The sequence below is a fragment of the Erwinia sp. PME.40.26/001 genome, assembly GCF_055556675.1.
In genome coordinates this window covers 190,324-212,358 of the sequence record NZ_JBVHNP010000002.1, presented here as the reverse complement: position 1 = coordinate 212,358, position 22,035 = coordinate 190,324, and the positions used below count along the sequence as shown (strand labels likewise).

Below are 22,035 nucleotides of genomic sequence, written 5' to 3'. Positions count from 1 at the left end.
AGACAAGTTAGTAGTATTCAGGCCGTGCTTCCGAAAGGAATGCGCGGCTTGTTGTCGTTTATGAACCAAAAATAGACCCTACAGCGGAATTCCCTGTAACACACTGTTTTGGTTCATAAACGTCAATACAGCCAGGCGCTGAAAAACCGCCAACGCAGCCAGACGCAGAAAGATGAAGGGAATTATCCCCAATAGATTTCGGTGTCTGGCAAGGCGGCAATGGCATGAATCCCCGGGAGCTGACATCAGTCAGTGACCGGGGTGAATGACAGCAGCCAACGCAGCCAGACGCAGAAAGATGAAGGGGATTTATGGCTGGACGCATTCCACGCGTATTTATCAATGACCTACTTGCGCGCACGGATATCGTGGATCTTATTGATGCCCGGGTAAAGCTGAAAAAGCAGGGCAAGAATTACCACGCATGCTGTCCTTTCCATAATGAAAAAACGCCCTCTTTTACCGTTAACGGTGAAAAACAGTTTTATCACTGCTTTGGCTGCGGTGCGCACGGCAACGCCATCGACTTCCTGATGAACTACGATCGGCTGGAGTTTGTGGAAAGCATTGAAGAGCTGGCCACGCTTTACGGGCTGGAAGTGCCGTACGAAAGCGGCAGCGGCCCCAGCCAGCTCGAACGTCATCAGCGTCAGAGCCTGTATCAGCTAATGACGGGGCTGAGTGAATTTTATCAGCAGTCGCTGACACAAAGCACGTCATCTGCCGCGCGCGACTATCTGTCTCAGCGTGGGCTGAGCGACGACGTAATAAAACATTTCTCTATCGGTTTCGCCCCGGCAGGCTGGGATAATGCGCTCAAACGTTTTGGCCGTAATCCCGATGACCGCCAGTCACTGATCGATGCCGGGATGCTCGTCACCAACGAGCAGGGCCGCAGTTACGATCGCTTCCGCGAACGGGTGATGTTCCCTATCCACGACAAGCGTGGGCGGGTGATTGGTTTTGGTGGCCGCGTGCTGGGTGACGCAATGCCAAAATACCTTAACTCACCGGAAACCGATATTTTTCACAAAGGTCGCCAGCTATACGGCCTGTATGAAGCACTAAAAAACTATCCGGAACCCACCAAACTGCTGGTGGTCGAAGGCTACATGGATGTGGTGGCGCTGGCTCAGTTTGGCGTGGATTATGCGGTGGCTTCCCTCGGTACTTCCACCACGGCAGAGCATATCCAGCTGCTGTTCCGCTCGACCAATACGGTGATCTGCTGTTATGACGGCGACCGTGCAGGCCGCGAGGCCGCATGGCGGGCGCTGGAAACCGCGTTACCTTACATGAATGACGGTCGTCAGCTACGCTTTATGTTTCTGCCCGACGGTGAAGACCCGGATACGCTGGTGCGTAAAGAGGGGAAAGAGGCATTTGAAACGCGGATGGAGCAGGCAATGCCGCTCTCCACGTTTTTGTTCGACACCCTGATGCCTCAGGTGGATTTGCGCTCCCCGGATGGACGGGCGCAGCTCAGTACGCTGGCGCTGCCGTTAATCAGTCAGGTGCCGGGTGAGACATTGCGCATCTACCTGCGGCAGGAACTGGGTAATAAGCTGGGCATTCTTGATGACAGCCAGCTGGAAAAGCTGATGCCGAAGCAAGCGGAAAATGCGAAACCGCCCGCGCAGCCTCAGCTAAAACGCACAACCATGCGTATACTTATTGGGCTGTTGATACAGAATCCGCAGCTGGCGATGATGGTGCCCTCTCTGGAAGGGCTGGAGCAGTCAGAATTGCCGGGTTTTCCGCTGTTCGTTGAGTTAGTAAGCACTTGCGCAGCACAACCTGGCCTGACCACCGGACAGCTACTAGAATTATATCGCGGAACAAAATTTAGCCAGAGCCTTGAAACCCTGGCAACATGGAACCACATGATCGTAGATGACGAAGTGGAAACCATGTTTAAGGATGCGCTGGGCAGTATGTATGACAACGCGCTGGAACGCAGGCTTGAAGATTTGATCGCCCGCGACCGCACGCACGTCCTGAGCGCAGAAGAGCGTCGCGAGTTCTGGACGCTGAGCCAGGCGCTGAAGAAACAGTAAATAAATAAGGTTTTGACCTTATTACACAAAATTTAGAGACGTTATCGGCGCAGTCAGTTTGGACACCACCTGCGCGCAGCACCCGGAGCGTACTGAAGTACGTGAGGACTGCGAGCACAGCCGGGGTTCAAAATGGCAAGTGCGATAGCCTCGACAACGATCAAAGCGGCTTAAGTGCCGAATTCGAGTCAGGTAGACCCTGACGGCCGCCATGACGGGCAGCGGCAATAATCCAAACGCCCTCACTGTTATTGTTGGCATGTTAGCCGACCCGACACCAATCTAATTTAACAGAAGTGTGGATACCGTCTTATGGAGCAAAACCCGCAGTCACAGCTTAAGCTACTTGTCACCCGTGGTAAGGAGCAAGGCTATCTGACCTATGCCGAGGTCAATGACCATCTGCCGGAAGATATCGTCGACTCCGATCAGATTGAAGACATCATTCAGATGATCAACGACATGGGCATTCAGGTTGTAGAAGAAGCGCCTGATGCCGATGATCTGATGCTGAATGAGAACAATAACGACACGGATGAAGACGCTGCCGAAGCGGCTGCTCAGGTATTATCCAGCGTAGAATCTGAAATCGGACGTACCACCGACCCGGTGCGCATGTACATGCGTGAAATGGGGACGGTTGAACTGCTGACGCGTGAAGGCGAGATCGATATTGCCAAACGCATCGAAGAGGGTATCAACCAGGTACAGTGTTCCGTTGCTGAATACCCTGAAGCGATTACTTACCTGCTTGAGCAGTACGACCGTGTTGAAGCGGGCGACGCGCGCCTGTCCGATCTGATCACCGGTTTTGTCGACCCGAATGCCGAAGCAGAGATCGCCCCTACTGCGACTCACGTGGGTTCTGAACTTTCCGCTGAAGAGCGTGATGACGAAGAAGAAGACGAAGAGTCTGACGACGACAGTTCGGACGATGACAACAGCATCGACCCGGAACTGGCGCGTGAGAAATTCAATGACCTGCGCGTACAGTACGAAACCACCCGCACCGTCATTAAAGCGAAAAGCCGCAGCCACGCTGATGCTATTGCTGAGATTCAGAATCTGTCCGACGTGTTCAAGCAGTTCCGCCTGGTGCCGAAGCAGTTCGACTTCCTGGTCAACAGCATGCGCACCATGATGGATCGCGTCCGTACTCAGGAACGCCTGATCCTCAAGCTGTGCGTAGAAATCTGTAAGATGCCGAAGAAGAACTTCATTACCCTGTTCACCGGCAATGAAACCAGCGAAACCTGGTTCAAAGCGGCACTGGCAATGAATAAGCCGTGGTCAGAGAAGCTGAACGATGTGTCAGATGACGTACACCGTAGTCTGATGAAGCTACAGCAGATCGAAACGGAAACTGGCCTCACGATTGAACAGGTAAAAGACATTAACCGTCGTATGTCGATCGGCGAAGCGAAAGCGCGCCGTGCGAAGAAAGAGATGGTTGAGGCTAACCTGCGTCTGGTTATCTCTATCGCCAAGAAGTACACCAACCGTGGTCTGCAATTCCTGGATCTGATTCAGGAAGGTAACATCGGTCTGATGAAAGCAGTGGATAAGTTTGAATATCGCCGTGGGTATAAGTTCTCAACTTATGCCACCTGGTGGATCCGTCAGGCGATCACCCGTTCGATCGCTGACCAGGCGCGTACCATCCGTATTCCGGTGCATATGATTGAGACAATTAACAAGCTCAACCGTATTTCGCGCCAGATGCTGCAGGAGATGGGCCGTGAGCCGACGCCGGAAGAGCTGGCGGAGCGTATGCTGATGCCGGAAGATAAAATCCGCAAGGTGCTGAAAATTGCTAAAGAGCCTATCTCTATGGAGACGCCGATTGGTGATGATGAAGATTCACATCTGGGTGATTTTATCGAAGACACCACGCTGGAGCTGCCGCTGGACTCTGCCACGTCAGAAAGCCTGCGTTCTGCCACGCACGACGTGCTGGCCGGTCTGACCGCGCGTGAAGCCAAAGTACTGCGTATGCGTTTCGGTATCGATATGAATACCGACCACACGCTGGAAGAAGTGGGCAAACAGTTCGACGTAACGCGTGAGCGTATTCGTCAGATTGAGGCGAAAGCGCTGCGTAAGCTGCGTCACCCTAGCCGCTCTGAAGTGCTGCGCAGCTTCCTCGACGATTAATCGGATCGGCGCGATAAGATGGCTCCTCAATGAGGGGCCATTTTTTTTAATGAAAAACTATATTCCCCGCGCCTTGAGCGCCAGATCCAGCTCCGCATAGGCTGCCGTCAGCGCATCCTGTGACGCCCGGTTCAATCCGCTCGGATTAGGCAGCACCCAGATTTCCGTATTCCCCATCGTCAGCGGCTGCCTGCCCCACTCAACCTTGCTGCGACGGAACGCCTGCTGATAGGCCTGTTTGCCCAGCACCGCCAGTGCGGCAGGCTGGTAGCGCTCAATCTTTTCCATCAGCGCCTGCCCGCCGCTGCGCAGCTCACTACCGGCCAGTTCGGTGGCGACCACCGTGGGCCGCTCAACCAGCATGGTGATGCCACAGCCGGTCTCCAGCAGTTGCTGTTCCTGCTCCGGGCGGAGCTGCGTCCAGGTGAACCTGGCCTGAAAAAGGGTTTTCCAGAAGCGATTGCCGGGATGGGCAAAATGATACCCGGTATGGGCAGAGGACTTGCCCGGGTTGATGCCGCAGAACAGCACACGCAGGCCGGGCTGAATAATATCGGTGATGCCGTGCGCTTCCACGATCGGAGGTCTCCCTGACAGCAGGCCCCCGGTACGGGAGCCCGTTGAACAATCATAACGCAGCGATGACCGCTGCGGTAATCTCTTCCGTTTTCATCCCGCGATCCGGCTGATGCTGCACCGTCACCGTTTCCACCGCGCGAAGAATGGCTCCCGCCGCATCCGTCTCGCCCAGATGCTGCAGCATCATTGCCGCCGACCAGATGGCGGCAATCGGATTGGCAATGCCCTGTCCGGCAATATCCGGCGCGGAACCGTGCACCGGCTCGAACATGGAAGGGACTGACGGATCGGGATTGAGGTTAGCAGAAGCGGCATAGCCCAGGCCGCCCTGAATGGCCGCGCCGAGATCGGTGAGGATATCGCCAAACAGGTTGGAGGCGACGATCACGTCCAGGGTTTCCGGGTTCATCACCATGCGCGCCGCAATAGCGTCAATATGGTAGCGATTAACCGTCACATCCGGGTAGTCACGAGCAACCTCTTCGGTGACCTCGTCCCACATCACCATGGTGTACTTCTGCGCGTTCGATTTGGTCACCGACGCCAGCCGCTTACTGCGCTGCTGCGCCATCTCAAAGCCGTACCGCAGAATGCGCTCCACACCGCGCCGGGTGAAAATCGACGTTTCGACCGCCACCTCGGCCGGAGTGCCCTGATGAATGCGCCCGCCGGCACCGCTGTACTCGCCTTCGGTGTTTTCACGAATGCAGAGAATATCAAACTCACTTTTACGCAGCGGCCCCTCCACCCCTGCCAGCAGGCGGTGGGGGCGCACGTTGGCATACAGGTCAAACTGCTTGCGGATCGGCAGCAGCAGGCCGTGCAGCGACACGTTATCCGGCACCTTTTCGGGCCAGCCGACGGCTCCCAGCAGCACAGCATCAAACTGGCTCAGGGTACGGATGCCGTCTTCAGGCATCATTTCTCCGTGCTGCAGATAATACTCACAGGACCACGGGAACGTCTCACCGCTCAGGGCAAAACCAAAGCGACCGGCACTGTGCTCCAGCACCTGCCATGCGGCTTTCGTCACGTCCACGCCGATGCCGTCACCGGGGATCAGGGCTATTTGATAGCTTTTCATGACACTCCTTCGATTAATAAGATAACCATCAGAATGACATCTTCGCCCAGGTGACGCATTTGTGCTGCTTTTTTCATGTGGCGCAGCGGCATAAGCTGCCGAATACGCCGACGGAGCAGCCGGCAGGAACCCGCGCCTGCGCCGGCCGTGGTCAGCGGAAGACGCTGACCGCTTCGACCAGGCGCTCTGCCTGATGTTTCATCCGCTGCGCCGCCAGCGCTCCCTCGCTGACCAGTGCGCTGTTATCATGCGTGAGACGATCCAGCGCCTCCACCGCCTGACCCACTTCGCCCAGGCCCGCCCCCTGCTCGGCGGTCGCCACGCTGATCTGCTGCAGCAGCTCGGTCACGTTCTGCACTTTCTCCACAATATCCCCGATGGCTTTGCCTGCCTCATGGACCTGCCCGGCCCCGGACTGCACCTTCAGATTACTGGCCGCAATCAGCTGACGGATCTCACTGGCTGCACCCGCGCTGCGCTGCGCCAGGTTACGGACCTCGCCAGCCACCACGGCAAACCCTTTACCCTGTTCGCCAGCGCGTGCCGCTTCCACCGCGGCGTTCAGCGCCAGGATATTCGTCTGGAAGGCAATACTGTCGATCAGGCCGGTAATGGTAGCGATTTTGCGGGAGCTGTCGGCAATTTCATCCATTGTCACCACCACGTTTTGCATCACTTCACCGCCTTTGACGGCGGCACTGCTGGCAGTGCGCGAGAACTGGTTGGCCTGCTCAGTGCTTTCACCGTTGCGCTGCACCGTACTGGTCATCTGGTTCATGGTGCTGGCGGTCTGCTGCACGCTGGCGGCCGTCTGTTCAGTATGGCTGCTGATCTTATCGTTGCCGCGCGCCAGTTCGTCACTGGCCCGGTGGACGTCCAACACCTGGTCGCTGACGTCATTCAGCAGCCAGCGGAACATCAGGCCCAGCTGACCCACCGCGCGCAGCGTCGTGCCGATCTCATCCACCCGGTCCATATGCTCAACATGCGGATTGGCTCCGGTGGCAACATTCAGCGCCTGGCGACACACGGCCGCCATCGGCCGGGCAATCTGGCGTTGCAGCCAGAGATCCACCAGCAGCGCTATCAGCGCAGAAAATAGCGTAAAGCCGCCCAGCGGGACCCCCGCCAGGCCTGCCGCTGCGGCAGCGGCCACCAGCGGTAGCCACAGGGCCAGCACCGCGCTGTGCAGACGCCAGCGCAGCGGCATGGTTTTCAGCAGGCTTAGTCCCCTCAGCCAGCCGCTGCGCAGCAGCAGGCCCCGGTGCAGACGCCAGCCCTTCATCTTGCCCTGATTCATCTTCTGATACAGGGCTTCTGCCCCCTGCACCTCCTCCGCCGTAGGCTTGATGCGCACTGACATATGCCCCTGGATTTCACCGTTACGGATCACCGGCACAACATTGGCACGAACCCAGTAGTGGTCACCGTTTTTACGGCGGTTTTTCACCAGTCCGGTCCACGGCAGTCCCTGGTTCAGCGTGGCCCACATATCGACAAAGGCGGCTGCGGGCATATCAGGATGGCGGACCAGATTATGCGGCTGGCCGTCGATCTCACTGCGATCGTAGCCGCTTACCTCAATAAACGCGCTGTTGGCGTAGGTAATGTAGCTACGGGCATCGGTGGTGGTCATCAGGGTCGTATCATCATCGAGCGGATACTCCTGCTGAGTCACAGGCGGGTGGGTATGCATATAACGACCTTGTTATGAATGTAGGGAAATTGCAGGAATTAAGCAGGTGTTGTCGGCAGGGTGTGACGAAAGCTTTAACAAATTTTATATAATCTGTGCGTCAGCGCACAGCGACTGCACCGTTCAGCCGCTGGCAAAGGCTTCACGCAGCCAGTGAATGAACGCGCTGACGGCACGCGGAACCTGAGCAGACCACGGGCGCACCACGTACAGCGTGTCGGCAAATGCCCCCACCGTCTGCCACTGCGGCAGTAACTGCACTAACGCGCCCTCCCTGAGCGCCGCCTGGGCACTGAAGTCCGGCAGTAGCGCAATACCCAGCCCCTCCATCGCGGCATCGCGGATCGACTCGCTGTTATTGGTGGCAAAAGGGCCGCTGACGTTCACCGTCACGGATTCGCCGCCGGCCAGCGGCTGGAAGCGCCAGCGGGGCGTCTCCACCCCGCGGGGATAATAGAGGCACTGATGCTCACTCAGCGCCTGCGGGCGGGACGGATGACCATAGCGGGCCAGATACGCCGGGGAGGCGACGACGACCGCGTGGGTGCGGCACAGCGGCAGGGCGACGTGTGTCTCCGGCAGGCTGTTGCTGTGGCGAATGGCCAGGTCAAAACCTTCGCTGGCCAGTGACACCAGACGGTCAGACACTTCGAGCTGAATGCGCACCTGGGGATGCTCACGCAGGAAAGCGGTCATATGCGGCACCAGCTGCTGGCGGGCAAAGGCTACCGGCGCAGTCACGCGCACCAGCCCGCGTAACGGACCGGCAGAATCCCGCACGCCGAAGAAGCTCTGTTCAATCTGCGCAAACGGCGCGCGCAGGTCGTCTACCAGCTTTTCACCCGCGCTGGTCAGACGAACGCTGCGCGTGGTGCGCGTCACCAGCGGTACCCCGGCCAGCTGTTCCAGCTCTTTGATCTTCACCGACATCGCGGCCTTGCTCACCTCCAGCCGTTCTGCCGCGGCGGTAAAGGTCCCCTGCTCCGCCAGCACCGTCAGCCAGTGCAGATGAGTCCACAGCGCATCCGTTTTCAGTTCTTTCATGGCATTGTTCACTATAGTAAATAATCAATTCAAGTATAGCGCTTTTCCCCGGCGCGGATTATGGGTAAATTGGCCCCCTGAGATCGCGTCAGCCCTTACGCCGTCGCATCCGGTTAAATCCTGTTATTCACCCACAACGCCGAGGTTTCCATGCCACTACTTCAGTTTGATGTCATTCAGGGTCGTTCCGAGTCAGAGCTGAAAACACTGCTGGATGCGGCACACCGTGCGGTTCTGGCGGCGTTTAACGTCCCCGAGCGCGATCGCTATCAGATTGTTCACGAAAACAAAGGCTATCAGATGGTGTTTGAAGATACCGGCCTCGGACTACAGCGTAGCGATAACCTGGTGATGGTGCGGGTGTTTACCAGCCCGCGCAGCAGCGAGCAGAAGCAGTTTTTTATGGCCGAACTGTGTCGGGAACTGAAGGAGAGCTGCGGCATTCTGCCGTCAGACGTGATGATCACCTTTATCACCAACGATAAGGGCGACTGGAGCTTTGGCAACGGCGTGGCACAGTACCTGACCGGCGAGCTGTAAAACGAGTGACTCCCCGGCAGCCTGCCGGGGAGTCGTTCGTTGGTGATCAGAAATCGTAGCGCAGACGCACCAGATTCATATCGCCCAGGTCGTCGGTGCTGGAGGTAAACACGTGTTCGTAATCCACACGGAAACCGTAGTCCAGCTTCAGGGTGACGCCCACACCGTTATCGATACGCTGGTAATCACGCCCGGTTACATACTGCATACGGTCGCCCATCACGTAAGGCATGACGGAGGTCAGGCCATAAGCGCCGACCGGCACGGTATAGCCCGCCAGGTATTCCACCCCCCAGGCATTCCCGGAGAAGTAGTTATCCACATCCACTTTTTTGGTGGTGAGGAAGTTATCGTACCAGCCGCCCCCGACGGTGAAGGTCCAGTTATCCGGTTTCCAGCTTAACGCCGTCCCCACGATATTCTGATCGTAGGTTTTGTCATCGCCGTTACCCGGGTTGCGCATCTCAGCGCGGGTATAGTTCCACGCGGTGCCCCACGTCAGGTCTTTGGTGATGTGGTAATCCACACCCAGAGACCCGCCGCCCTGACGCTTGTAGCGCAGGCCGTTGCCCGGTAAATACTCGCCGTCAGAGAACAGGTAAGACGCGTAAACATCCGCGTCGCCGAAGGTATTTTTATATTTCAGCATTTTGCGGCCACGGTAGGAGCCGTCGTAATCACCGTTGATGCCGTTACCCGGAGCCTGGCCAAGCATGTCATAATCCCAGATATCGGTTTTCGCTCCCACCACGTCATAATACACGCTGTTCTGCTGGCCGAAGGTCAGCTGCCCCCAGGTATTACTTTTCAGACCGGTATATAACATACGGCGGGAGGTGTTATTTGCCCCGTCTGCATGATGATTATCCCAGCTAAATACCGCCGGGATATTCACACCCAGTTCGTAATAACTGATCCAGCTAATATCATCAAAAAGATAATAGTCTGCGGCAAAGCGGAAACGGGTACCGCCATCAAAACCATTACGTTTGTAGGAACCTTTATCCCCGTCGCCGGTCATATTATTGAACTGAGGGCGAATACTCCCGCCCACGGTAAAGTTCAGGCGGCTTAACGGATCACCCGCCTGAGGATCCTGTTTTAACAGGGTAATTTCAGCCTGGGCAGCAAACGAAGTACTGCCAATAATCAGCCCCAGGCCAATGGCCTGAGTTAAAACGCGCATTTTTGTTAACATTTAGAATCCCTGCGTAATATAGTCAAATAAATAGCAGGAAAAATAGTATCCTGAACGTCGCTAAAAAAGGCGTTATGGGGATAAGGTTTTGTGCTGTTTATTGCCAAAATAGATTAAGTAAATATTTCAATGAATGTATTTATTTACACTATTAATCATATTGTGCTTTATTTTGTGGGTTTTATAAAAAAGTGCCGGACACATCTGATTGACAGCGGGCAACGCGGGGCAGGGATAAGGCTCTTTTTAGGCAGCCTGATAAAGTCAATATAGCGCATTTTTCACTCTTTATACTGCACGTGCTGGCGGCATGAACGATCCCGTCGCTTTCATCCTGATGGGCCCCCGATTTCCACCCGCCCCTTTGTGTGAGCCAAATCTGAATTTCAGCATTATTCTGGCGCAGTAAAATACATTAGCGCAGTTTACTTGCCACATGGTTTTTTTCATCCCCCCGGCAGTGAGCCTGGCCTGCCGATCCCGCCAGCTCCTGCGGCCACGCCGCCCGTCATGCGGGTTTCCGGCTGTCGGCCCGCGTCAATGACCGCGCGGCCAGGCCGCTTTCAGCCCGCCAATCTAAACAAAGATTAAACGGCGATGAAGCAGATCGCCCCTGTCTCACTTTTCTCTGTCGCCTCTGAATGTTGCCAGGGATAATTTGCTGCGTTAAGTTACCTGATTACATTCCTTATTTTCACCTCGCAGACACCTGACAGGGATTGCGTCACAGACAGGGTAAGATCGATCTAATGGTTTCAGAATGGGTTTCGTTACTGTTTTTTATCGCTTCAGCGTCACTGTACACATGGAAGGCAGGGCGTCATAAGCTGTGGTTTATTGCCGTGCTGCTGTTGCTGGGCATCTATATCATCCTCAATGCTTCGCTGCTGGCGAGTAACTATTTTACCGGCGAAGGAATTAATGATGCGGTGATTTATACCATTACCAGCAGCCTGAGCGGTGCCGGACTGCAAAAGTATATTCTGCCAGCCGCTGCGCTGATAACAGGTTTATTTCTGCTGTTTCTTTTATTATCCTGGGTATTACGCCTGCGGAAAAGCCACGACTACAGTCAATTATACAGTGCCCTGGCACTGATACTGGCGCTGGCCTCGATCAAAACCACCCCAGCCTATCAGCAGGTGGCGGCGCTGATTAAATCGCAGATCGCTAAAGGGGATTCGGACTTTGACGCCCACTACAAGGTGCCGGGGAAAACCTTGCGGGGCGATCGGCCAAACCTGGTCTATATCTATGCGGAGAGCCTGGAACGTACCTATTTTGACGACAAGGCCTTCCCGACGCTGGCCCCGGAGCTGAGTGCGATCAAAAACAATGCGGTGGACTTCAGTAACACCGAGCAGCTTCCTGGCACCGAATACACCATTGCCGGCATGGTGGCGTCGCAGTGTGGTATTCCGCTGTTTGCGCCATTTGACGGCAACGCTTCCAGTTCACTCTCCTCCTTCTACCCGCAGAATATCTGCCTGGGCGATATTCTGAAGTCCTCCGGTTATCAGAACTACTTCTACCAGGGGGCGAGCCTGAGCTTTGCCGGTAAGGATCTGTTCCTCTCCTCCCACGGCTTTGACCATGCCTACGGCTTTAACGAGCTGAAAAGCATCGTGAAAGATCCTAAATATCGTAACGACTGGGGCTGGTACGACGATACAGTGCTGGAGCTGGTCTTCGAGAAATATCTGGAGCTGGCGAAGAAGAATCAGCCGTTTTCACTGTTTGCCCTGACAGTCGACACGCATCATCCCGACGGGTTTATTTCACGCAGCTGCCAGCGCAAATCTTATCCCTTTGAAGGCAAAGAGAATAAATCTTTCGCCGCCGTGGCGTGCGGTCAGGAGCATATTGCGGCGCTGATCGAAAAAATCCGCGCCACGCCGTACTTTAAAAACACCATTATTGTCGTCAGCTCCGATCATCTGGCGATGAACAACACGGCGTTTAAATACCTGAATCAGCACGATCGTCGCGACCTGTTCTTTATGCTGCGCGGCGATGATGTCAGCAGCCGGGTGCTCAACGTCAAGCGCAGCACGCTGGATAACGGTGCTACCGTACTCGATGCGATGGGTGGCGATAATTTTATCGGCCTCGGCCGCAGCAGCCTCTCCTCCACCTCGCTCTCTGCAACCTATCTGAATATTAAAGAGAAGATCACCGAGTGGAAGCCCGACGTCATCCAGCTGTGGAACTTCCCGAAGAGCATCTCTGACTACAAAATTGATACGGATAAAAACCTCTTCAGCTTCTCCGGCTCCCACTTTAAGCTGCCGCTGCTGCTGTCCGTGACGCCGGGTAAGATTGAACCGAAGCTGGACGCCTGGCTTGCCACGCCGCTGAAGCAGCAGCTGGCGAAGTTTGCGCCCGACGAGAAGTTTGTCTGGATTGACCGCTGCTACAAAATAGGCAGCGTGTGGGATGACAAGCTGGCGATGGATAACGGACTGTGCGTGGCTAACGGCACGCTGAACGCCCCACCGGTCATTTCCCGGGTCCAGCCGGGGAATACACCGGGGAAGATTGTCTTCCCGCCGAAGACCAGCGCCGCGCAGGACGATGAACAGTATCAGCGCAGCGTTACGCGGCTGAAGATTGCCGATACTGACCTGAAGTACCGCTCTGACACGGTGCTGTTTAATCTGCCAGGCCTGCCGCAGCAGGTGCAAAAGGTGTCCGGCCTCTCCTATGTTGAACCGTGGGGACGCTGGTCAGATGCCAATCTGCTGTCACAGGTGACCGTACAGTACCTGGAACCGCTGCCTGCCGACTTTACGCTGACGCTGACCGCCCGGGCCTATGGCCCCAATGCGCTGCGCCCGGTGACCATCAAGGTCGGCGACTGGCAGCAGCAGGTGACGTTTGGCGAGCAGGACAGCACGCTGACGTTGCAGGTGAGCAATCCCGGCCATGCGCGATCGATTATCATCGTGCCGCCGGAGCCTGAGGAGTCCAGCCTCGGACTGACGGACGGTTTTGCCGCCCGAAAACTGGGCGTGGGTCTGGTCAGCCTGCGGGTCGCCCCGCAGCCCTGATGGGGCACATTTTCTCCACCGGAAAGACTTGCAGTTAAAATCAGAAAATCTACTATGTATTCTGAATAATTCGGCTTGCAGTCAGGTGCTCATGCCCGGCGATCCCCGTCAGCACGGCTACCCCTGTGACGGGGATCAGCGAGCGCAGTTAACGCACATGCCACCCGAAGTATGACGAGTATAAAGTGGTTATCTATTTACTTTACAGGGATGCCTGCCCGTTGAAATCTCCGCTCTATGCTTTACTGCTGCTCCCTGCACTGGCACTGCCACTGCAAAGCCAGGCACAGCCAAAGCCTGACCCGCTGATGGCGTCACAGACCGTTGAACGGTACGCCGACAACATCTTCTATAACACCAAGGCCAGCGGCATGGCGATGGTGGCGATTGATGCCAATCAGCGCATTTTCGTCAGCCGGGGCACCGTTCGCCCCGGAAGCCAGCAGCGTCCGCAAAAAGACTCCCTGGTGCGCATCGCCTCCCTCAGCAAGCTGATGACCAGCGAAGTGATGGTGAAACTGTCTGAGCAGGGTCGTCTGAAGCTGAACGACCCCCTGAGCAAATATGCCCCGCCGGGCAGTCGCGTACCCGAGTATAACGGCCAGCCGATCCGCCTGATCAACCTGGCGACCCACACCAGCGCCCTGCCGCGCGAGCAGCCGGGAGGCAAAGCGAACCGGGCGGTCTTTACCTGGCCGACCAACAGCCAGCGCTGGAACTGGCTGCGCAGCGCCCAGCTGAAATGGGCACCGGGACAGCGCGCAGGCTACTCCAATCTGGCGTTTGACCTGCTGGGCGATGCGCTGGCCCGCGCCGGGGGCAAACCCTATCCCGCGCTGTTACAGGAGCTGGTCACCCGACCGCTGGGCATGAAGGACACCACCTTTACGCCCTCACCGGACCAGTGTCGCCGCCTGATGATCCCGGCCAAAAGCCCAAGCCCGTGCAATAACTCGCTGGCCGCTATCGGCAGCGGCGGCGTTTACTCCACGCCAGATGATATGGGCCGCTGGATGCAGCAGTTCCTTGCCTCGGACGTTAACAGCCGCAGCGCACAGGCCGACCGTCTGCAGACGATGATTTATCAGCGCAGTCAGCTCACCAAAGTGGATGGGATGGACGTGCCCGGGCGCGCTGATGCGCTGGGTATGGGCTGGGTGTATATGGCCCCGCGCGACGGCCGTCCGGGCATTATTGAAAAAACCGGCGGCGGTGGCGGCTTCATCACCTATATGGCGATGGTGCCGCAGTACAGCGTCGGCGTGTTTATCGTGGTCGCCCGCTCACCGGAGACACGCTTTACACCGATGAGCGACGGCGTGAATAACCTGCTGACCGAACTGATCGGCAATACCTCAGGCAGTGCTCAGCTGGCCGCCAGCATTATGGCCAACTGATCCTTCCCCTCCCCTGGCAGGCAACCACCGCAGGCCAGGGGCTGAGTCGGCTTTCTGCTCCTGGCGACACAGCCAGGCGGCGGTATGCCCGCCGTGCGCTGGCTGATAAACCGTCCGATACGATCTGTCCCTGACACGCCGGGATCACTCAGGCCGTGCGTTCCCCACCCTCCGGGGCCTGCGGTTCAGTCTCGCGCTGGCGGGTGCGCCGCAGCAGCTGTTCGCGGGCCAGCAGTTTGCCACGCTTATCGAAATAGCGGCTGGGCCAAATCTCCGAAGGGTGCATTCCCAGCGCGGCGGCAATAATAAACTCCCCCTTTGGCCAGGGCCTTTTCAGGGCGTTTGCCAGCGTGCCGGAACTTAACCCCACTCTGCGTGACAGCTCGGCCAGAGAGGTTTGTCGCTTTTTCATCGCCGCGACAATATCGGCGGGGTGCATATCAGTTTTTTTCTTCATGCCTTCCTCTGCTTGTTTTCCAGGTCTGATATCGTGCAAACCCAATACTAAGTAATACTTAGTACATTTTACACGGGCAGCTTAGAGAATCCTGTTAATTGCTCACAAATCAGGATCGACATGCTGCCACATCGTTTAAAAGAAGCCCGGGTGAAGAAAGGAATATCACAACAAAAGCTTGGGGTCTTGGCGGGGATTGACGAAGCGACCGCCAGCGCACGGATGAATCAATATGAGCGTGGTATCCATGTCCCGGACTTCGAACTGGTGTGCCGTCTGGCGGAAGTGCTGGATGTTCCCGCCTGCTTTTTCTATACACTGGAAGATGAGCTGGCCGTTCAGATCTGCCTGTGGCATGCTGAGAGCAAAAAAGCGTAATTCCCGCCCCGCCCTGCCTTACAACCTCTGATTATAACGCCACCCTTTTTATCATAAGCGGCAATGTTGACTCCGCCAGCGATTTGCGGTTGTTTGATAGGCTTCCAGCTTATTGAAATTAAGGAAAATAATGTGAAATACCCCCTGGGCCGTACCCTGAAATCCGCCGCGCTGATGATGGCGATCCTGCTTGCTGGCTGCGACCAGAAACATGACGATGCCCACCATATTAAGGTCGGCGTGATCAATGGTGCCGAGCAGGATGTGGCCGAAGTGGCGAAAAAGGTGGCGAAGGAGAAGTACGGCCTGGAGGTGGAGCTGGTCGGGTTCAGCGGATCGCTGCTGCCGAACGACCCGACGGCGCACGGCGATCTGGATGCCAACGTCTTCCAGCATCGTCCTTTCCTGGAGCAGGACAACAAAGCCAAAGGCACGACGCTGGTGGCCGTCGCCAACACCTTCGTGTTCCCGATGGCGGGCTATTCCAAAAAGATTAAACAGGTCAGCGAATTAAAAGACGGGGCCACCATTGCCATCCCTAACGACCCAACCAACCTGGGCCGCGCCCTGCTGCTGTTGCAGAAAGAGAAGCTGATTACGCTCAGGGCCAATACCGGCCTGCTGCCGACGGCGGTCGATATTATCGCCAACCCGAAGCGGCTGAAAATTATGGAGATGGAAGGGGCGCAGCTGCCGCGCGTGCTGGATGATGCGCAGGTGACGGTGGCGATTATCAGCACCACCTATCTGCAACAGACGGGGCTGAATCCGGTACGCGACAGCGTGTTTATCGAAGATAAACAGTCGCCGTACGTCAATATCATCGTCACCCGCGAGGAGAATAAAGACGCCGCCAACGTGCGCGACTTTGTTAAATCGTACCAGTCGCCTGAAGTGGCCACTGCGGCAGAGACTATCTTTAACGGTGGGGCCGTACCGGGCTGGTAACCGGTGAAGGGTCAGCCACGCGCGTCAGCGCGCGGCTGGCCGGGGTTTAGTGCAGCAGCCATTTGGCATGCAGGCTGATGGCCGCCGTACGGATCGCCTCAATACTCTGCTCGTACTCTTCCGGCGTCAGCTTCTCCAGGCGGGCGAGGTTTTCCTCGTTGCCATGCAGCGCGATCTTCGCCAGCTCAGGCTGCAGGGCCACCGGCAGTGATGACCAGTCTCCCAGCGCCACGCCTTTCATGTAGCCGAAGCACCAGTCTTCCACCACGGTGAACTCCTGATCCTCCACGGTATTGAGGCCGAACAGCGGTTCGAACTGATCCGGGTAATCACTGAGGCGATCGGCAATGTCATTCATATGCTGGGCGAGCAGATCCATAAACTGTTCAAACTCTTCGTCCGATTCCCACTCAGGATCGTTCTCTTCCCCGCCCCAGATCACCGGCAGCCACTGCTGAGGCTCCACCAGCACCGGGCCGGAGAGGATCGCCGTGAACAGGCCATCCAGCTCAGAAGCATCCACCACCGACGCCTCACTGCCGTACTTCATTAAAATATCGTCCAGCCATTCCAGTTCTGCTTCGGTCAGAGGGCCTTGTTGCATGGTGTTACCTCGCTGCTTATATCCGTTTTCACCCGGCGTTTACCGGTTTATGAGGCTATTCTGGTAGTCTGACGGGGAAAAAGCCACCGTCGTGACATACTATTTCATTCAGCGGTAAGCTTACCGGGCTTCAGCGGCAGCCCGCGCTGAATACTGATCACGGAGATGGCTTCAGCCAGTAGCCATCATGACAACGGAGTCTGACTATGTCATCTGTCTTTGTTCCTGCGCTTCACTTCAGCATCGTGCAGCTCAGTGACATCATGAATACCTGCTTTCAGCAGTACGTGGTGCCGCTGTCGGTCACGCCGGACTATTTTGCCACGCGCTTTGGCGCTGAAGGGCTGAATTTTCTTCACTCCGGCGTCTGGATGCAGGGGGAGACGCCCGTGGCCATCGTCCTGATCGCCACGCGCGGCCGTGAGGCAAGGATTGCGGCCTTTGCGCTGAACCCGGACTTTCGCGGTCAGGGGCGGGCAAAGCCGATGATGACGGCAGTGCTGTCCCGGCTGGCGGCGGAGCATATCGGGCCAGTCTGGCTGGAGGTCATCGGAGGTAATACGGCGGCGATCGCGCTTTATGAGACGCTGGGCTTTCGCATTACACAGACGCTGCTGGGGTTTTCCGGGCCAGGCGCTTTGCCCGGCTCTGCCCCCCCTCTTGAGCACACGCCTACCGCTGCATTATTGCGCGCCATCTGGCGTGCCCCGCAGGAGGAGACACCGTGGCTGCTTGATCCGCACGCGTTCCCGGCGCTGCCCTGTGAGGTCGTGGGCAACGGGCAGAATGCGTGGGGGGTGATCGACCGGCTGACGGGGACGCCACAGCTGCGTTATCTTTTTGTTGACCCGGCCTGTCGCCGTCAGGGACTGGGCAGCGATCTGCTGGCCCGCATTGGCGCGCATTATCCGGGGATCCGCACGCCCGTGGCGATACCGCAAAAGCTGGCTCCCCTGTTCCACAGGGCCGGCTTTGAACCGATGGCGCTGACGCAGTATGAGATGTGTTTAAGCCGGTAAACCCGCACGGGCCTGTGCCCCTCACACACCGCGAGGGGCGGCGGCTTAATGGCTATCAGCGTTTCACGCTGTCAATAAAGGTTTGCCGTGCCGTTTTCGACCCGAGGCGTTCCGCTTCGTCCAGCAGCTTCAGCGCCTTATCCACGTTGCCCGCCTTCACCGCTTTCTTAATCGCATCATTAAAATAGCTTTCGGAATCGTCGAGCATCGGCTCCGCCGGTTTCGCCGGCGCTGGCGGCGTGTGACTGCCCACCACCACCGGTGCGGCAGCCGGTGCTGCTGCCGGGAAGATCTGGCCAATCATCACGTTGCCGGTTTTCTGCTCGGCGGTGACTTTCAGGCTTAACGTACCGGTCGGCGTATGGCGCGCCACCGGATCCGGGATATCCGGCACGGCGTTACCCACGCCCGCCGCATAGGCTTTCGCCGGGTTCACCATCTGCGTACTCCCCGCCAGATCCTGACGCGTGGTATACACCAGCAGGAAGATCTGTTTCTGGCCCAGCGCAGGCGTCAGTTTAAGGGTGCCCTCCAGACGATCGCTGGAAACGATGCCCGGCGGCTGGTACGGGAAATAGCTGGAAGGGTAAAAGGCTGCCGGACGCATTTGCTCATCCAGCACTAACACATTCGGGGCATACACCGTTTTACCGGTGGCAATACTGGTCAGCGTGATCTCAAGCGATCCCCGGTCGGCAGGCAGCGCAAAAGCCGCCACAGCCCCCTGAATATCACCCTGATTAATCTTTGCGCTGGCGGTTCCCAGCGTCACATCCTGCGTCACCGGTGGTACCAGCGGCGTCCATGAAAGATGGTGCAGGGTGTCACGCGCGATCGCCGGGGCGGTATTGGCATCATGCTGCGCGGCAAACACTACGGCAGGCGACGCCGCCAGCAGGCTCAGCGACAGACACAGTGACAGCAGATTTTTTCTCATCGTTATTTCCTTTTGATCACGACAACACTGGCAGCTATCAGCCGAGAGCCGCCAGTTCTTCAGACTCGTGTAGAACACCGTTTTCCCTATAGCATTCGTGTTGTGGGAAGGCGGCAACCGAACTCATCCCCGGGAGCGTACATAAGTACGTGACCGGGGTGAGTAAGGGCAGCCAACGCACCCACGGCGCGAAGGATGACGGGAAAAACTACCACCAGACTTCCATCTGCGCGCCAAACGTCACTTCATCGTCATTACCACGGCTGAACGTACGGGCGCTGGTGTCATTCATGGCTAAGCCGTTGCTGGTGCCGGTATCCGTGTCGTAGCCCCACTTCTCATCCCAGTTCGCATAGGTGGCGAACACGCGGATGGCCGGACGCGACCAGATACTGCTGCCTGCCTGCCACTGCTGGGCCAGGGTGACTTTGTACTGGCCGTTGCGGTCGCCGGTACGCTGGGACTTGACGTTGTCATAGCCCACTTCCAGCAGGGTGCTCATGATCGGCGTCCATTTGTACATCGGGCGCATACCCACGGTGTACCAGGTGGTGCCGTTGTTGTTGTCACGGTCAACGTCCTGGTACATGCCGACATACATCAGGCTCCAGGTGTCGTTGAAATCAATGGCACCGTGGTCGAGCACGCGCACCATGCTGCCGTTGTTGTTGATCGCCGAACCGTTGGAATGGCCATTGGCCGCGCCCTGACCCGGATCGGTCATGGCGTCTGCGGCATACTGCACCACAAACTTGTTGAAGCCGTTATAAATGCTCTGCGTGTGCTCCGCCGTCAGCAGCCAGCCATCTTTGGTCGCATCGTCAGCCAGCGAATAGCCGTCACGCGCATTGGCACGGCCGTAGTCCACGCCCAGCTCCAGCACGCCGCCCGGGTTGGTGTTCAGCCCGGCCAGACGCACGTCGAACACGTCGTTGGAGGTGGCCACTTCATTACGCTGGTCGGCGATATAGCCGAACGATCCGCCGCTTTCGGTATTACGCGTGGCGGCCAGTGACAGCTTACCGAAGCCCAGATCGATATCTTCCAGACCGGCACCCGGGCCTGAGATATCCCAGTAGTAGAAGTCGATCATGTGCACGTCATGACGCTGATAGAAGCGCTTACCGGCCCACATTGTCGCCCCCGGCAGCCATTCGATCAGGTTTTTCCCCTTCACGTTGGCCTCACGGAAAGCCGGATCGGTTGACTCCCAGTCGTTCTGCTGCGACACGGAATAGGCGACGTTAGTATCAAAGTAGAAGCTCTTATCGCCTTCCTTCCACACTTCCTGACCCAGCTTTAATTCGGCATAGGTTTCACACTCGTTACCCAGACGGTATTTGCTGTCGGCACCGGTGGCTTTGAAGCACTGCTGCTCGCCGCCGCTGCCTGACCAGCCAATCCCGGAACGGGCATAGCCGGTAAAATCAACCGCCATCGCTTGTGCAGAAAGGATACCGGCAGCCACTGCCAGCGACAGGGAAGCACTACGCATTGTTATCATCATTTTCTCCTGTAGGGGATCGCGTGCTTTCAAACGCCGGGTTCGGGGTGTAACCGGCGACATGCTGTTCCATCTTCGCGGAACAGATGGCAGCGGTGTGGCGGCAAACCGATGGCGAATGTTGCACCTTCTTCTACCAGCACCACGTCGTTCTGGCGGTACACCAGGTTCTGACGGATAGCCGGAATTTGGATATGAATCTGGGTTTCGTTACCCAGCTGCTCTACCACCTGAACCTCACCGGACAGCGTCACTTCAGCGATGTCGCCCGGCAGCAGATGTTCGGGGCGCACCCCCAGCGACAGATTGCTGCCGACGATCACGTCGGTGCCTTCCACCGGCAGCCAGACCTGCTGACGGTTGGGCAGCTCTACCTGCACGCGCTGCGGTTCCACACCGGTGACTTTGACCGGCAGGAAATTCATTTTTGGCGAGCCGATAAACCCGGCGACAAAGCGGTTGGCGGGGTAGTGATACAGTTCAAGCGGTTTGCCGACCTGGGCGATGTGCCCGGCGTCGAGCACCACGATTTTGTCGGCCAGCGTCATCGCTTCAACCTGGTCGTGGGTGACGTAAATCATGGTGCGCTTCAGGCGCTTATGCAGACGGGATATCTCAATGCGCATCTGTACGCGCAGCGCGGCATCAAGGTTAGACAGCGGTTCATCCAGCAGGAAGACCGTCGGTTCCGCCACCAGCGTGCGGCCAATCGCCACGCGCTGACGCTGCCCGCCCGACAGGGCTTTCGGACGGCGCTCCAGCAGGTGCGCCAGCTGCAGCACCTCGGAGACCTGGTTCACCCGCTGACTGATTTCAGCTTTCTTCGTCCCGGCCAGCTTCAGCCCGAACGACATGTTCTCAGCCACCGACAGGTGGGGATACAGCGCATAGGACTGGAACACCATGCCGATCCCACGCTCTGCGGGCGGTACCTCGTTCATGCGCTTATCGCCAATTTTCAACTCACCGGAGGTGATGTCTTCCAGACCGGCTATCATCCGCAGCAGCGTTGACTTACCACAGCCGGAAGGGCCGACAAACACCACGAATTCGCCTTCCTGGATGTCCAGATTGATGTCGCTGGAAATCACCGTCTTACCAAAGGCCTTGTACACGCTGTTAAGGGAAACGCTCGCCATCCTGAACTCCTGTACCTGAATCCTGCGAGAAAACTCGATGCAACGAAGAGTGAAGGAATAGCGGTTAAGCGTAATCATCCGTAACAAAGTTTTTCACGGGGGAGACGCAGGGAGGACGCGGGCACCCGGCCTCCGGCTGAAAGTTCACAACAACCTGCAAATTCGTGATCGGGGTTGCAAAAAATGAAGGGGATTGTTGAGCGGTAAAGCACATAACGCCTGAGAGTGTCGGTGGGATCACACTCTGAGA

18 protein-coding genes are annotated in these 22,035 nt (G+C 57.1%); 8 read left to right on the top strand and 10 right to left on the bottom strand.

The annotated features are described in order from the left end of the window. Positions 1–311 precede the first annotated feature (311 nt). Together dnaG and rpoD are read left to right on the top strand one after the other, a co-directional pair. The gene (gene dnaG / locus ACZ3HG_RS08490) at positions 312–2,057 is read left to right on the top strand and encodes a DNA primase (protein WP_191933712.1); all 1,746 of its coding nucleotides are present in this window, start codon (positions 312–314) and stop codon (positions 2,055–2,057) included. A 312-nt stretch (positions 2,058–2,369) separates the two neighbouring features. Then, positions 2,370–4,211 (top strand): RNA polymerase sigma factor RpoD, encoded by a 1,842-nt coding sequence (gene rpoD, locus ACZ3HG_RS08485; protein WP_191933711.1) that lies wholly within the window; start codon positions 2,370–2,372, stop codon positions 4,209–4,211. A 57-nt stretch (positions 4,212–4,268) separates the two neighbouring features. Here rpoD and mug read toward each other — a convergent pair whose 3' ends face one another. The 4 genes from mug to ACZ3HG_RS08465 all read right to left on the bottom strand — a co-directional run bounded on the left by mug (position 4,269) and on the right by ACZ3HG_RS08465 (position 8,614). Further along, the gene (gene mug, locus ACZ3HG_RS08480) at positions 4,269–4,787 is read right to left on the bottom strand and encodes a G/U mismatch-specific DNA glycosylase (protein WP_191933710.1); all 519 of its coding nucleotides are present in this window, start codon (positions 4,785–4,787) and stop codon (positions 4,269–4,271) included. A 52-nt stretch (positions 4,788–4,839) separates the two neighbouring features. Next, entirely contained in the window at positions 4,840–5,874 is a 1,035-nt protein-coding gene (locus ACZ3HG_RS08475) for a tartrate dehydrogenase (RefSeq protein WP_191933709.1), read from the bottom strand. Positions 5,875–6,025: 151 nt separating this feature from the next. Beyond that, positions 6,026–7,570: a methyl-accepting chemotaxis protein gene (locus tag ACZ3HG_RS08470; protein WP_465332685.1), complete on the bottom strand. Its 1,545-nt coding sequence runs from the start codon at positions 7,568–7,570 to the stop codon at positions 6,026–6,028. 123 nt (positions 7,571–7,693) lie between these two features. Beyond that, positions 7,694–8,614, bottom strand: a complete 921-nt coding sequence (locus ACZ3HG_RS08465; protein ID WP_191936329.1) for a LysR substrate-binding domain-containing protein — start codon at positions 8,612–8,614, stop codon at positions 7,694–7,696. Between the two features lie 150 nt (positions 8,615–8,764). Here ACZ3HG_RS08465 and ACZ3HG_RS08460 point away from each other — a divergent pair, with 150 nt between their 5' ends. Continuing rightward, positions 8,765–9,154 (top strand): tautomerase family protein, encoded by a 390-nt coding sequence (locus tag ACZ3HG_RS08460; RefSeq protein WP_118665494.1) that lies wholly within the window; start codon positions 8,765–8,767, stop codon positions 9,152–9,154. 46 nt (positions 9,155–9,200) lie between these two features. On the opposite strand, the gene ACZ3HG_RS08455 is transcribed toward ACZ3HG_RS08460, so the two are convergent. Then, entirely contained in the window at positions 9,201–10,352 is a 1,152-nt protein-coding gene (locus ACZ3HG_RS08455) for a porin (protein ID WP_191933706.1), read from the bottom strand. Positions 10,353–11,101: 749 nt separating this feature from the next. On the opposite strand from ACZ3HG_RS08455, the gene opgB reads away from it, so the two are divergent. Continuing rightward, positions 11,102–13,402 carry a phosphatidylglycerol--membrane-oligosaccharide glycerophosphotransferase gene (gene opgB, locus ACZ3HG_RS08450; protein ID WP_465332684.1) on the top strand — a complete coding sequence of 767 codons (2,301 nt, stop codon included), beginning with the start codon at positions 11,102–11,104 and terminating at the stop codon, positions 13,400–13,402. A 221-nt stretch (positions 13,403–13,623) separates the two neighbouring features. Then, positions 13,624–14,799 (top strand): D-alanyl-D-alanine-carboxypeptidase/endopeptidase AmpH, encoded by a 1,176-nt coding sequence (gene ampH, locus ACZ3HG_RS08445; protein WP_062744372.1) that lies wholly within the window; start codon positions 13,624–13,626, stop codon positions 14,797–14,799. Between the two features lie 148 nt (positions 14,800–14,947). Here the strand turns inward: ampH and ACZ3HG_RS08440 are convergent, their stop codons facing one another. After that, on the bottom strand, positions 14,948–15,256 hold the full coding sequence (locus ACZ3HG_RS08440) for a helix-turn-helix domain-containing protein (protein WP_465332683.1): 309 nt from the start codon (positions 15,254–15,256) through the stop codon (positions 14,948–14,950). A gap of 120 nt (positions 15,257–15,376) precedes the next feature. Between ACZ3HG_RS08440 and ACZ3HG_RS08435 the strand changes: the two genes are divergently transcribed. Further along, complete coding sequence (locus tag ACZ3HG_RS08435; protein ID WP_191933703.1) at positions 15,377–15,634, top strand: helix-turn-helix transcriptional regulator; 258 nt, start codon at positions 15,377–15,379, stop codon at positions 15,632–15,634. Positions 15,635–15,766: 132 nt separating this feature from the next. Continuing rightward, positions 15,767–16,582 carry a lipoprotein NlpA gene (nlpA, locus tag ACZ3HG_RS08430; RefSeq protein WP_465332682.1) on the top strand — a complete coding sequence of 272 codons (816 nt, stop codon included), beginning with the start codon at positions 15,767–15,769 and terminating at the stop codon, positions 16,580–16,582. A gap of 46 nt (positions 16,583–16,628) precedes the next feature. On the opposite strand, the gene ACZ3HG_RS08425 is transcribed toward nlpA, so the two are convergent. Further along, a complete protein-coding gene (locus ACZ3HG_RS08425) occupies positions 16,629–17,186 on the bottom strand; it encodes a YecA/YgfB family protein (protein ID WP_465332681.1) in 558 nt (185 codons plus the stop codon). Positions 17,187–17,392: 206 nt separating this feature from the next. On the opposite strand from ACZ3HG_RS08425, the gene ACZ3HG_RS08420 reads away from it, so the two are divergent. Continuing rightward, positions 17,393–18,205 carry a GNAT family N-acetyltransferase gene (locus ACZ3HG_RS08420; protein WP_465332680.1) on the top strand — a complete coding sequence of 271 codons (813 nt, stop codon included), beginning with the start codon at positions 17,393–17,395 and terminating at the stop codon, positions 18,203–18,205. A gap of 55 nt (positions 18,206–18,260) precedes the next feature. Here ACZ3HG_RS08420 and malM read toward each other — a convergent pair whose 3' ends face one another. The 3 genes from malM to malK form a co-directional block, all read right to left on the bottom strand. Then, on the bottom strand, positions 18,261–19,142 hold the full coding sequence (gene malM / locus ACZ3HG_RS08415; RefSeq protein ID WP_191933700.1) for a maltose operon protein MalM: 882 nt from the start codon (positions 19,140–19,142) through the stop codon (positions 18,261–18,263). A gap of 208 nt (positions 19,143–19,350) precedes the next feature. Next, the gene (locus tag ACZ3HG_RS08410; protein WP_162901007.1) at positions 19,351–20,649 is read right to left on the bottom strand and encodes a maltoporin; all 1,299 of its coding nucleotides are present in this window, start codon (positions 20,647–20,649) and stop codon (positions 19,351–19,353) included. 26 nt (positions 20,650–20,675) lie between these two features. Beyond that, entirely contained in the window at positions 20,676–21,785 is a 1,110-nt protein-coding gene (gene malK, locus ACZ3HG_RS08405; protein WP_062744379.1) for a maltose/maltodextrin ABC transporter ATP-binding protein MalK, read from the bottom strand. Positions 21,786–22,035 lie beyond the last annotated feature (250 nt).

What these genes read in the sequence shown, in the direction of transcription:
- dnaG (WP_191933712.1), top strand. Translation starts at nt 312, where the DNA reads ATGGCTGGACGCATTCCACGCGTATTTATCAATGACCTACTTGCGCGC.
- rpoD (WP_191933711.1), top strand. Translation starts at nt 2,370, where the DNA reads ATGGAGCAAAACCCGCAGTCACAGCTTAAGCTACTTGTCACCCGTGGT.
- ACZ3HG_RS08475 (WP_191933709.1), bottom strand. Translation starts at nt 5,874, where the DNA reads ATGAAAAGCTATCAAATAGCCCTGATCCCCGGTGACGGCATCGGCGTG.
- ACZ3HG_RS08470 (WP_465332685.1), bottom strand. Translation starts at nt 7,570, where the DNA reads ATGCATACCCACCCGCCTGTGACTCAGCAGGAGTATCCGCTCGATGAT.
- ACZ3HG_RS08465 (WP_191936329.1), bottom strand. Translation starts at nt 8,614, where the DNA reads ATGAAAGAACTGAAAACGGATGCGCTGTGGACTCATCTGCACTGGCTG.
- ACZ3HG_RS08460 (WP_118665494.1), top strand. Translation starts at nt 8,765, where the DNA reads ATGCCACTACTTCAGTTTGATGTCATTCAGGGTCGTTCCGAGTCAGAG.
- ACZ3HG_RS08455 (WP_191933706.1), bottom strand. Translation starts at nt 10,352, where the DNA reads ATGTTAACAAAAATGCGCGTTTTAACTCAGGCCATTGGCCTGGGGCTG.
- opgB (WP_465332684.1), top strand. Translation starts at nt 11,102, where the DNA reads ATGGTTTCAGAATGGGTTTCGTTACTGTTTTTTATCGCTTCAGCGTCA.
- ACZ3HG_RS08440 (WP_465332683.1), bottom strand. Translation starts at nt 15,256, where the DNA reads ATGAAGAAAAAAACTGATATGCACCCCGCCGATATTGTCGCGGCGATG.
- ACZ3HG_RS08435 (WP_191933703.1), top strand. Translation starts at nt 15,377, where the DNA reads ATGCTGCCACATCGTTTAAAAGAAGCCCGGGTGAAGAAAGGAATATCA.
- ACZ3HG_RS08425 (WP_465332681.1), bottom strand. Translation starts at nt 17,186, where the DNA reads ATGCAACAAGGCCCTCTGACCGAAGCAGAACTGGAATGGCTGGACGAT.
- ACZ3HG_RS08420 (WP_465332680.1), top strand. Translation starts at nt 17,393, where the DNA reads ATGTCATCTGTCTTTGTTCCTGCGCTTCACTTCAGCATCGTGCAGCTC.
- malM (WP_191933700.1), bottom strand. Translation starts at nt 19,142, where the DNA reads ATGAGAAAAAATCTGCTGTCACTGTGTCTGTCGCTGAGCCTGCTGGCG.
- ACZ3HG_RS08410 (WP_162901007.1), bottom strand. Translation starts at nt 20,649, where the DNA reads ATGATGATAACAATGCGTAGTGCTTCCCTGTCGCTGGCAGTGGCTGCC.
- malK (WP_062744379.1), bottom strand. Translation starts at nt 21,785, where the DNA reads ATGGCGAGCGTTTCCCTTAACAGCGTGTACAAGGCCTTTGGTAAGACG.